We start from the raw sequence: 10,967 nt of genomic DNA, 5'->3' as shown, positions 1-10,967 counted from the left end.
TGGCGCCGGACGACTTCGAGTCGATGCTGGACCTGGACCGCTACAACAACCGCTCGACGGCGTTCGACAAGATCATCTCGGCGACCCACGACCACTTCTGGGATCCGCTCGACCCAAAATACATCGACTTTTCCGCGCCCTGGGACATGGACAACGACGCCCTGATGCCGGAGGAGCTCAGCGCGGCCCTGCAGACCGACTACGTGAAGGAGAAGCTGAACACGCCGTCGCTGCGCGCCCAGTTCCTCAACAAGTCGCTGCTCTATTCCTTCTCCTCGATCCTGCATGGCGAGCAGGGCGCGCTGAACCTCTCGGCCTCGCTGTGCCACGTGCTGCTGGACCAGGGCGCGCAGGAATACGCCGCCAACCAGACCCGCGAAGAGGCCCGCCACGTCACCGCCTTCGCCAAATACATCAAGGCCCGCTGGGGCCGGCCGGTGGCGTGCAGCAAGGTGCTGCAGGACCTGCTGGTCGACATCATCGGCAGCCCCGAGGTCTACAAGAAGATCATCGGCATGCAGATGCTGGTGGAGGGCCTGGCCATGGGCGCCTTCGCCACCTTCTATCAGAAACTCAACGACCCCCTGGGCCGCCAGCTCATGCAGCTGGTGATGACCGACGAGGCCTTCCACCACAAGTTCGGGAAGATTTGGGCCGACCGCACCATCCCCAAGCTGTCGGAAGCCGAGCACATCATCGTCGAGGACTGGGCGGCCCACTGCTTCCAGGCGGTGCTGTTCAACCTCGTCTCGCCCTCGGAACAGGTCGCGCTCTATGAGGAGTTCGGCCTCGATCCCGCGCGGGTCCTGGAGGAAATCCAGCTGATCGCCACGGACGAGGCGCGCCGCGAGGACATGAAGGAAGCCAGCAACATCTTCCGCGTGCTCATCAAGACCCTGCTGAACGCCGGCATCATCACCGACCGCACGCGGGCCTTCTACGGCATGTATGTCGATATGGAGGAGCTGAAGGCGGAAGGCGACAAGATGGTCGGCGACGACATCGCCGAGGAGGGAATCAAGTACCTCCAGAAGATCAACTTCAAGGACCGCATCGCCGCGAACGTATCCATCGCCGCGGAATAGCCCTTTTTCGTTCGGATTGAGTTCATGCGCCCGCGGGCATGGTCCGCGGGCGTTTACCTTTTCCCCCCTGAAGCGTTAGCCATACCGCCCATGCGTTTTCCGAACCTCCCTCTCGCGTTCGTCGCCGCCTGTTTCGCGTTCGCCGCGCTCTGCATCGCCGCCGTTCCCGCCCTGGCCGCGCCCCCGCAGCCGACGGAGCGTATCGAGCTGACCAAGATGACGGGGCGATGGTACGAGGTCGCGCGCCTGCCCAACAAGATCCAGACGGGCTGCCAGGGCGGCACCTCAGACTGGGTGCGCAACGGCGAGGGGTTCTCTGTGCTCCAGGCCTGCCACAAGGGCTCGCTGGCCGCGCCTCCCACCGAGTGGAAGGCCAAGGCCAAGGTCATCGATCCCAAGACCAACGCCAAGCTGCAGATGACCTTCTTCGGCGGGCTGGTGAAGCAGGAATACTGGGTGCTGGAACACCGTCCCGACCAGGGTTGGCTGATCCTCGGCACGCCGGGCGGCCGGGCCATGTGGCTGATGTCGCAACGTCCGACCCTCGCCGCCGGCGTCCGGGCCCAGGCCCTGAGCCGGGTGAAGCAGCTCGGCTACGACGTGGCCCGCCTGGAATTTCCGCAGCCCGCCAAGAACTGAGGGTCTTGCGCCCGGAACGAAGCCGGAACATAAATTCGGCATGGGCGTCACCATCGTCACCGTCACCCGACCCGAGATCACCGCCGCGGTCACCCGGGGCGCGGCGCGGCTGCTGGTCGACCTGGGCTACGCGCCCCTGAGCGAGGTGACCCTGCCCAACGGCCGGCGCGCCGACCTGATGGCCCTGTCGCCCAAGGGCCACGTGGTCATCGTCGAGGTGAAGTCGGGGCTTGAAGACTATCGGGTGGACCGCAAGTGGCATGAGTACATGCCCTATTGCGACAGCTTCGCCTTCGCCGTGGCGCCCGAATTCCCTCGCGAGATCCTGCCGGAGGAACCGGGCCTGATCGTTTGCGACGCCTTCGGGGGCGCGGTGTTGCGCGAGGCGCCCAGCGTTCCCCTGGCCGGCGCCCGGCGCAAGGCCTTGACCATCGCCTTCGGCCGCCTGGCCGCCATGCGCGCGGCCGGCGTGGTGGTGACCCAGCTGGAAGGCTAGTTCCCCATCGGCTGTCGTCCCGGTTTGCAAAGCAACACCGGGACCCATACGCGCCGATCTTTGCAGAATGCGGCGAGGCCGCGCCAAGGCTTGCGTGATCAGGTGTCTATGGGTCCCGGCTCTCCGCTTCGCTGCGGCCGGGACGACAGCTTTAGGTGCGTCCTATCTCGGCGCGCGCTTGGCCAGGATCCGCTGCAAGGTGCGGCGGTGCATGTTCAGGCGCCTGGCGGTCTCCGAGACGTTGTGGCCGCACAGCTCATAGACCCGCTGGATGTGCTCCCAGCGAACGCGGTCGGCGCTCATGGGGTTTTCCGGCGGCGGCGGCGACTCGTCCTTGCGGGCCAGCAGGGCGCGGGCCACGTCGTCGGCGTCGGCGGGCTTGGAGAGGTAGTCGATGGCCCCGGACTTCACCGCAGCCACCGCCGTGGCGATGTTGCCGTAGCCGGTCAGCATGATCACCTTGGCGTCGGCGCGGGCGTCGCGGACCGCCTCCACCACCTTCAGGCCGGTCCCATCCTCCAGCCGCATGTCCAGCACGGCGTAGGCCGGCGGATGGGCCTTCACCGCGGCCAGGGCCTCGCTCACGCTGCCCACCAGCACGGGCTCGAACCCGCGTTGTTCAAGGGCGCGCCCCAGCCGCGTACGCAGCGGGGCGTCGTCGTCGAGGACCAAAAGGCTTCGATCCGGCAGTGCGGCGATGTCGGCGGAGAGATCGGTCATGCGCAACCTCCGATAGGGGCGTTGGCGTCCACGCCTCCTGCGGCATCATGTCGCTGCTTGGCGACGATCCGCAAGGGCCTTCAGCCGTTTCCGCCCAGCGCCTCGATTCGCGCCCTCGGCCAACGGGCCGCGACCACGGCGCCGCGCGGGCGACCGTTCTGGAAAGTCACTACAGCGCCGGTTCGTTCCAACAAGGTCTTGGCGATGAAGAAGCCAAGGCCCATCCCGATGTGGCCGGTGCGCCCTCCGGCCACCCCCGGACGGCTGGTGACATAAGGCTCGCCGAGCTTGGCCAGCACCTCGGGCGGGAAGCCCGGCCCGTCGTCGCGCACCTCCATCCCGACGCTTTGGGCGTCGAAGCGGACGGTCACCAGGATCTCCGAGGCGGCGAAGTCGACGGCGTTCTCCACGAAGGAGGTCATGGCGTGCAGCACCTCGGGCATCCGCCAGATGTTGGGCGCGGCCACCCCGGGGGCGCCGGAGACGATCGCCTCCACCCGCACGCCGCGGACGTCGGCGTGTGGTTCGATCACCTCGTTCAGCAGTTGCAACAGGCTCATCCGCTCGTGGACTTCGTCGGAGGCCGCGGCCGGGGCGTCGGTCAGTCGGCGCAGAATCTCGCGGCAACGCTCCGACTGGGCGATCAGCAGTTCGGCGTCCTCCTTCACCTGGGCGGTCGGCGCCTCTCTCGCCAGCTCCTTGGCGACGATGGAGATGGTGGCCAGCGGCGTGCCCAGCTCATGGGCCGCGGCGGCGGCCAGCGCCCCCAAGGCCGAGAGCCGCTGCTCGCGCGCCAGCACCGCCTGGGTGACGTCCAGCGCCAGCGCCATGCGCGAGGACTCCTCGACCGCCTGGCGGACGTTGCCGGCGATGACGATGACGCCCGCAACATTGGCCGCCGCCGCCCCGATCATGAAGCTGAGCGGCAGCTCGACCGCGGCGCCGGAGGGGCTGGGCAGGGGCAGGTGGATGAAGGCCAGCGCGATCGAGGCCGCGATCGCCTCGGCCCCCAGCGCGGTCACCGCCCGCGGCGCCAGGGTGGCGGCCGCCAGGGTCACCGGGGCGATAAGCATCAGGATGAACGGGTTGGACGTGCCGCCGGTGAGGAACAGCAGGATCGAGATCTGGGCCACGTCGAAGCTGAGTTGGCCTACCGCCTCCCAGTCGCCGATCAGCCGCTGGCCCGGCGAGGCCACGCCGGTCAAGAGATTCACCCAGGCCGCGGCCCCGACCACGGCGAAGCAGATCGGGTAGGGGGCCTCGAAACCGAACCCCAGGCCCGCCACCGCCAGCAACAGCAGTTCGCCGGCCACGATCATCCAGCGCAGGGTGACCAGGGTCCGCAGGCGCAGCCGCCCGCCGCGCACGCCGCCAAGGCCCCAGTCGTCGCTGGCTTGCGCGGGCGCGGCGCTTTGCCTATCGAGGCCGGGCGACGGCTTCTGCGGCGACGTGTTCTTTGTGGACGCCATGGACCGCGACCATCGCGCGTTGCGCCCCGCCTGACGAGCCCCAAAGGCCCCCATGCCTACGAAACCCCGACACCTGATTCTGCTCGCCGCCTGCCTCGTGGGCCTGGCCGTGCTGGCCGGCATCGCCTGGCGCACCGGCGCTTTCGACAATCCCGGCCCCGCCGCGGTCGGCGGCCCCTTCCAGCTGGTGAACCAGGACGGCAAGCCGGTCGACGAAACCGTGCTGAACGGCAAGTGGACGGTGGTGTTCTTCGGCTTCACCTACTGCCCGGACGTCTGCCCCACCACGCTGCAGGCCGTGGAGCGGGCCCAGGCCCTGCTGGGACCGAAAGCCGAGCGGACCCAGGTGGTGTTCATTTCCGTCGACCCCGAGCGCGACACCCCCGCCCAGCTCAAAACCTATCTCGCCGGCGCGGCCTTTCCGAAGGGGACCATCGGCCTGACCGGAACCCCGGAACAGGTGGCCGTCGTGGCCAAGGCCTACCACGTCTACTACAAGAAGAACGGCGAGGGGCCGGACTACCTGGTCGACCATTCGACCCCGGCCTATCTGATGGACCCCAAGGGCCGCTTCGACCGCATCCTGCCCTACGGGATCACGCCCGAGGAGATCGCCCGCCAGATCGGCCAGGCCATGGGGTGAGTCGGCAGCCCCACGACACCGGCGTTGACGCTTCTGGTGTCCTTCTCCCCTTGCGGGAGAAGGTGTCGGGCGAGGAGCCCGACGGATAAGGGGTCTCTCAGAACTCGCCGGTTAGCCTGGCGAAGCAAAGATCGACCACGGAAAACATGGAAAGCACTGACCTGCGCCGAGTCCGACGGCGCCCTGTGTCCGTGCTTTTCGTGGTTTCGGTGGTCAGTTTTCCTGGACGCGCGCGGCTGCGCCGCCGCCAATCGGATAGGGCTTTCGACCCCTCATCCGACCCCGCTCTCGCGGGGCCACCTTCTCCCGCAAGGGGAGAAGGTGGTGTGGCGACTAGCCTCCGAGCCAGGCGCCGCAGGTGCGAAATTTAATCCGGAGCGTCGAAGCGCCGCAGCGGGAACCGGTTACCGCTGGACATCCTTAAGTATGGTCATGCTACGCTGCGACGCAGCACAAGGACGTCTTCTACGATGCTCTACACGCTCTACGAGGCAGGCTATTACGCCTCCACCCCGCTGCGGTTCGCCACCCGGGCCATGCGGGAGTTCTGGTCCTCGCCCCTGAACCCGGCCAAGGACAGCGACATCGGCCGCCGGCTGTTCGCCAATGCCGACCTGTTCGCCAACCTGACCCGCCGCTACGGCAAGCCCGCCTGGAACATCGACCGCGTCGAGATCGACGGCCAGCCGGTGCGCGTGCGCCCGGCCGAGGTCTGGTCCAGCCCCTGGGTCAAGCTCATCCATTTCAGTCGCGACATGGCCGACATGCGCCGCGCCGGCCACCGCGAGCTGGAGCCCGCCGTGCTGATCGTGGCGCCGCTCTCGGGCCACTACGCCACCCTGCTGCGCGGCACCGTCGAGGCCTTCCTGCAGGATCACGAGGTGTTCGTCACCGACTGGTCCAACGCCCGCGACGTCCCGGTCCTCGATGGCCGCTTCGACTTCCATGACTATGTGGACCATGTCCGCGAGATGCTGCGCCAGCTGGGCCCGCGTCCGCACGTGGTCGCCGTCTGCCAGCCGGGTCCCGCCGTCCTGGCCGCCGCGGCCCTGATGGCCGAGGACGGCGAGGAAAGCCGCCCCGGCACCATGACCATCATGGGTTCGCCCATCGACGCGCGCCTCTCGCCCACGGTCACCAACAAGCTGGCCGAGGAAAAGCCCTTCGCCTGGTTCAAGTCCAACATGATCGACACCGTCCCGCCGCCCTATGCGGGCATGGGGCGGCGGGTCTATCCGGGCTTCGTCCAGCTCTACAGCTTCATGTCGATGAACATCGAGAAGCACCAGGACGCCCACCTGCGCTACCTGCAGGACCTGATGGAAGGCGACGGCGACGGCGCCGAGAAGCACCTGGAGTTCTACGACGAATACCTCTCGGTGCTGGATCTGCCGGAGGAGTTCTATCTCCAGACCGTCGACTACGTGTTCCAGCAGCACCTGCTGCCGAAGGGCGAGCTGAAGCATCGCGGCCGCGCCGTGCAGCCGGGCTCGATCCGCGATATCGGCTTGCTGACGGTCGAGGGGGAGAATGACGACATCTCCGGCATCGGCCAGACCCAGGCGGCGCACGCGCTCTGCACGGGCCTCTCGGACGACTTCAAGGAGGACTATGTGCAGCCGCATGTCGGCCACTACGGGGTGTTCAACGGCCGGCGCTTTCGCGAGGAGATCTATCCCCGGGTGCGTGCGTTCATTCGCCGCCAGGCGGCGGGCATCGAAACGAAGCGCGACGCAGCCTAGATAGGTTGCATGAGCTTGTTCGGCCGTACCCTGGCCGACGGCGATCGGCTGGAGGTGGCCGGGGCCGTCGTGCGCCTGAAAGTCCATTCCCGCGCGCGCCGCGTCTCCCTGCGGCTGGACCGCACCAAGCGCGAGATCGTCGCCACCGCCCCCAGCGCCCGGCGGCTGCCCGAGGCCGCCGCCTTCGCCCGCGACCGTGCCGGCTGGATCGCCGAGCGCCTGGCCGAGCTGCCGCAGTCGCAATCCATCGCGCCCGGCATGACCATCGTGCTGTTCGGCAAGCCCTGCCGCCTGGAGGCCAGCACCAAGCCGGCCCGCTTCCATCCCGCCACCCAGGATGAGCCGGGCCGCATCTCCGCGCGCGGCGAGGGGGCGGTCTACGCCAACGCCGTGGTCCGCATGATCAAGCGCGAGGCCCTGCGGGTGTTCACCGAGCGCACCGCTTTCCACTGCGCCAGGTTGGAGGCCAAGCTGCCCAGCGTCACCGTGATGGACGCCCGCGCCCGCTGGGGCTCCTGCCGTCCGGGCCTGCCGGGCAAGCCCGCGGCGATCCGCTATTCCTGGCGTCTGGCGCTGGCCGAGTTCGAGGTCGCCGACTACGTGGTCGCCCACGAATGCGCCCACCTTCTGGAGCTGAATCATGGGCCGCGCTTCTGGGCCCATGTGAAGGCCCTGGTCGGCGATGAGCGGCCGCACCGCGCCTGGCTGAGGGCCGAAGGCGCGAGGCTGCACGCCTTCGGGCGTTAACAACATCTGTCATCCCGGCCGCAGCGAAGCGGAGAGCCGGGACCCATACGCGCCGATCGAATCCAGATGGCGAGGCGGCGCCATCGCTTGCGCTATCAGGTGTTCATGGGTCCCGGTCTTGCTTCGCAAACCGGGATGACAACCGTTGTGGTCAGTAGGGCGGCGCTTCGGCGGGCGCGCGTTCGGGCGGCGGCGGGTCGTTTCCGATCCCGATGGCGTCGCCGATGCCATCGATGACGTCGCCGATCGGATCGGTCTCGGGCGCAGGGGCGGCGGTTCCGCCGGGTATCTCCTGGGTCTTCAGCCGGGGCAGGGCGGCGGCCATGAAGTCGCGCCAGATGCCGGCCGGCGCGTTGCCGCCGGTAACCCGCTTCATCGGCTTGTTGTCGTCCTTGCCGACCCAGACGGCCGTGACGAAGCCGCCCGTATAGCCGACGAACCAGGCGTCGCGGTAGTCGCTGGTGGTGCCGGTCTTGCCGGCCAGGTCGTAGCCGGGAACATTCGCCCGCGTCCCGGTGCCAGAGACAATCACCTGGCGCATCATCTGGTTCATGTACTGCAGGGCTGGCGAGCCGATCACCGCCTGGCGCTGGGCCTTCTCCACGGTGTGGTCGTAGAGCACCTTGCCCGAGGCCGTACGGATCCGGGTGATGCCGTAGCCCTTGGCCAGAAAGCCGCCATTGGAGAAGGGCGCATAGGCCTGGGCCATCTCCATCGGGCTGACCTCGACGGCGCCGAGGGCCATGGAGGGGTCGAGCTGGATGTGGGAGGTGATTCCCAGCCGGCGGGCGGTGGCGGCCACGTTGCCGGTGCCGACCTCGTTGGCCAGGCGCGCGGCCACGGTGTTGATCGATTGGGCCAGCGCGCTCTGCAGGGTCATCTGGCCGCGGAAGTCGCCGGTATAGTTGCGCGGCTCCCAATTGCCGATCTTCAGCGGCTCGTCGACCACCTGGACGTCCGGCGTGCGGCCGTTCTCCATGGCGGTGAGATAGACAAAGGGCTTGAAGGCCGAGCCGGCCTGGCGTCGGGCCATGGTCGCGCGGTCGAACTGGCTTTCCTCATAGGAGACGCCGCCCACATAGGCCCGGATGCGGCCCTCGCCGTCGATGGCCACCAAGGCCGCCTGCTGCACGCCCTGGCCCTTGGCGGCGGCCACGCCGCGGCGTACGGCCTGCTCGGCCGCGGTCTGGATGGGCAGGTCCAACGTGGTCTCCACCACCAGGTCCTCGGTGGGCTCGCCCAGCAGGGAGCGGACCTGGTCGTCGACCCAGTCGGTGAAATACTGCGCCCGCTGGCTGGCCAGGGTCGGATTGACCTTGACCGGGGTCTTGAAGGCCTCGTCCCGCTCGGCCGCGGTGATGGCCCCGGAGCGGACCATCTCGTTCAGCACCACGTTGGCCCGCTGCTCGGCGCGCTTGGTGGCCGAGACCGGGCTGTAGCGGGACGGGCCCTTCATCAGCCCGGCCAGGAGGGCGCTTTCGCCCAGGGTGAGCTGGCTGGCGGGCTTGCCGAAATAGCGCTGGCTGGCGGCCTCGATGCCGTAGGCGCCGGCGCCGAAATAGACCCGGTTCAGATAGAGGGAGAGGATCTCCTTCTTGCTGAACTTGGCCTCCAGCCACATGGCCAGGATCAGTTCCTGGGCCTTGCGCCGGTAGTTCTGATTCGGCGTCAGGAAGAGGTTGCGGGCCAGCTGCTGGGTGATGGTCGAGCCGCCGCGCAGGGGGCCGCCCTTGTGGGTGGTGTTGTAAATCTGCGAGCGCAGGATGCCCCAGGGGTTGAACCCGATATGCCAGTAGAACCAGCGGTCCTCGATGGCCACGAACGCCTTGGGAACGTGCGGCGGCAGCTTGTCCAGGTCGACGGGCGGCGCGTACTGGCTGCCGCGCACGGCCACCACGGCGCCGGACTGGTCCAGATACGAGATCGAGGGCTGGCGCTCGACATCGTAGAGCTTGGAGGTGTCAGGCAGGTCGGTGGCGAAGACCGCGAAGAAGGCCACCACGAAGATCAGGCCCCAGACGCCCAGCACCATGGTCCAGTACAGGAAGGCCTGGAGAGGGGTTCTCGCTGGGGGTCGCTGCGGGGTTCGCGGGGCCGGCCGGCGAGAATCCGGTCCTGATCTGGCCATGTGTCGTCCTAAGTCGCCGTGGATCGCCCCCGCTCCGAGGCGACAGATAACCTAGGCGCACCAAACGCGCGACAAGATTGACGAGAGATGAACGGGGACTGTGGGCGGGCCGCCCGCGTCGCGCTGCAGCGCGGCCTCGCGGTGCGATCACGTCATATGGGAACCGGCCGCGCCGATTGCACCCCTGCATTTTCGCATAGCTGACCACAGAAATTATCTATTGCCCTCAATCTAAGCAGTGTTATCTTAGCGATGCTTAGTTCTTTTCGCGCCATCGGTGGGGATACCGGTGGCGGATTCCCGGATTGCGCCGAGCCAGGCCCGAGGCCTGCCTTTTCTCCCCGAAACGCTGGAGGGCTTTCATGAAGCTCCGTACCCTTGCGGCCGCCTGCGCCGCCATCGTCTCTGTCTCGTTCGCCGGCGCCGCCCTGGCCGACGATCCGATCACCGCCAAGCTGCAAGCCCCGCTCGCCGCCAAGACCAAGGTCATCGCCGGCGGGGCCGTCTTCCTCTGCGAAGGCGACACCTGCGTGGCCTCGGCGCCGTCCTCGCGCACCTACGCCACCGCGACCTGCAAGGACCTGGCGAAGGAACTGGGCGCGGTCGCCTCCTTCGGCGGCGCGCGCAAGCAACTGGACGAGACCAAGCTCGGCGCCTGCAACGTGGCGGCCCTGCCGGCCACCCAGGTGGCCAACCGCTAGGCTCCGACACCACGACCAGGTTCGCGCACCGATAGGCGCGCCTCCCAGCCGCTGTTTCCAGTCGAGCCTGTAACTTGGGCGCCGGGTATGCCCCCCGGCGCCCTTTTTCTTTGAGTTTCGCGCGCGCCCGCGTAAGGGACCGCCTCCATGATCTCAGACACCACCCTCGAACGCCTGCGCCGCCAGGCGCGCCTGCCCGACGCCCCGGCCGCCGTGGCCAGCCTGATCGAGCCGCTGCTGCTGGAAATCGCCGGCCCCGGGGCCGAGCCGGTCTCGCTCACCCTGGACTACGGTCCGACGGCGTCGCCGGGCGCCGCGGTGGTGGTCGAGGCCGCCGTCGAACGGGCCACCCGCACGCTCATCTTCGCCCACGGTCGCCTCCTGACCCCCGAGGGCGCGGTCCTGGCGGTCGCTTCGGCGCTATTCCGCCGATCCTTGGAGACTTCCAAGGCCGTATAATCCAAGGTGTCGCGGCCGGTTTGGTTGCGGCGCCGAAAATCGCGTGCTATCAGGCGCGCGGCTTCGGGCCAGGGGGCTCTACCAGTCCCGACGGCCAATGTGCTTTTCCAAGCGCTTTCAAGCCTTTAGGCCGCTGCG

11 protein-coding genes are annotated in these 10,967 nt (G+C 68.2%); 8 read left to right on the top strand and 3 right to left on the bottom strand.

The features are described from left to right. The 3 genes from Q8Q88_RS04765 to mmcB form a co-directional block, all read left to right on the top strand. Positions 1–1,085, top strand: a 1,085-nt coding sequence (locus Q8Q88_RS04765; RefSeq protein ID WP_305674055.1) for a ferritin-like domain-containing protein, incomplete at its 5' end; no start/stop codon positions are given. Positions 1,086–1,175: 90 nt separating this feature from the next. Next, entirely contained in the window at positions 1,176–1,724 is a 549-nt protein-coding gene (locus tag Q8Q88_RS04760) for a lipocalin family protein (RefSeq protein ID WP_305674054.1), read from the top strand. Positions 1,725–1,764: 40 nt separating this feature from the next. Beyond that, the gene (gene mmcB / locus Q8Q88_RS04755) at positions 1,765–2,220 is read left to right on the top strand and encodes a DNA repair putative endonuclease MmcB (RefSeq protein WP_305674053.1); all 456 of its coding nucleotides are present in this window, start codon (positions 1,765–1,767) and stop codon (positions 2,218–2,220) included. 162 nt (positions 2,221–2,382) lie between these two features. Here mmcB and Q8Q88_RS04750 read toward each other — a convergent pair whose 3' ends face one another. Beyond that, positions 2,383–2,940 carry an ActR/PrrA/RegA family redox response regulator transcription factor gene (locus Q8Q88_RS04750; RefSeq protein ID WP_305674052.1) on the bottom strand — a complete coding sequence of 186 codons (558 nt, stop codon included), beginning with the start codon at positions 2,938–2,940 and terminating at the stop codon, positions 2,383–2,385. An 80-nt stretch (positions 2,941–3,020) separates the two neighbouring features. Further along, positions 3,021–4,409: an ActS/PrrB/RegB family redox-sensitive histidine kinase gene (locus Q8Q88_RS04745; RefSeq protein WP_305674051.1), complete on the bottom strand. Its 1,389-nt coding sequence runs from the start codon at positions 4,407–4,409 to the stop codon at positions 3,021–3,023. A 52-nt stretch (positions 4,410–4,461) separates the two neighbouring features. Between Q8Q88_RS04745 and Q8Q88_RS04740 the strand changes: the two genes are divergently transcribed. The 3 genes from Q8Q88_RS04740 to Q8Q88_RS04730 all read left to right on the top strand — a co-directional run bounded on the left by Q8Q88_RS04740 (position 4,462) and on the right by Q8Q88_RS04730 (position 7,541). Beyond that, the gene (locus Q8Q88_RS04740) at positions 4,462–5,052 is read left to right on the top strand and encodes an SCO family protein (protein WP_305674050.1); all 591 of its coding nucleotides are present in this window, start codon (positions 4,462–4,464) and stop codon (positions 5,050–5,052) included. A 470-nt stretch (positions 5,053–5,522) separates the two neighbouring features. Beyond that, entirely contained in the window at positions 5,523–6,794 is a 1,272-nt protein-coding gene (locus tag Q8Q88_RS04735; RefSeq protein ID WP_305674049.1) for a polyhydroxyalkanoate depolymerase, read from the top strand. A gap of 9 nt (positions 6,795–6,803) precedes the next feature. Beyond that, positions 6,804–7,541 carry a M48 family metallopeptidase gene (locus Q8Q88_RS04730; protein WP_305674048.1) on the top strand — a complete coding sequence of 246 codons (738 nt, stop codon included), beginning with the start codon at positions 6,804–6,806 and terminating at the stop codon, positions 7,539–7,541. A 151-nt stretch (positions 7,542–7,692) separates the two neighbouring features. On the opposite strand, the gene Q8Q88_RS04725 is transcribed toward Q8Q88_RS04730, so the two are convergent. Next, positions 7,693–9,669, bottom strand: coding sequence for a transglycosylase domain-containing protein (locus Q8Q88_RS04725; protein ID WP_305674047.1), 1,977 nt, complete (start codon positions 9,667–9,669; stop codon positions 7,693–7,695). A 362-nt stretch (positions 9,670–10,031) separates the two neighbouring features. Here Q8Q88_RS04725 and Q8Q88_RS04720 point away from each other — a divergent pair, with 362 nt between their 5' ends. Together Q8Q88_RS04720 and Q8Q88_RS04715 are read left to right on the top strand one after the other, a co-directional pair. Beyond that, positions 10,032–10,370, top strand: coding sequence for a hypothetical protein (locus Q8Q88_RS04720; protein ID WP_305674046.1), 339 nt, complete (start codon positions 10,032–10,034; stop codon positions 10,368–10,370). A 147-nt stretch (positions 10,371–10,517) separates the two neighbouring features. Next, positions 10,518–10,829 (top strand): hypothetical protein, encoded by a 312-nt coding sequence (locus tag Q8Q88_RS04715; RefSeq protein ID WP_305674045.1) that lies wholly within the window; start codon positions 10,518–10,520, stop codon positions 10,827–10,829. Positions 10,830–10,967: the final 138 nt, after the last annotated feature.

The sequence above is a fragment of the Phenylobacterium sp. genome (genome assembly GCF_030697925.1).
Taxonomy (GTDB): domain Bacteria; phylum Pseudomonadota; class Alphaproteobacteria; order Caulobacterales; family Caulobacteraceae; genus Phenylobacterium.
The sequence above is the reverse complement of the archived record's forward strand: the minus strand, read 5'-3'. Positions and strand labels throughout refer to the sequence as shown.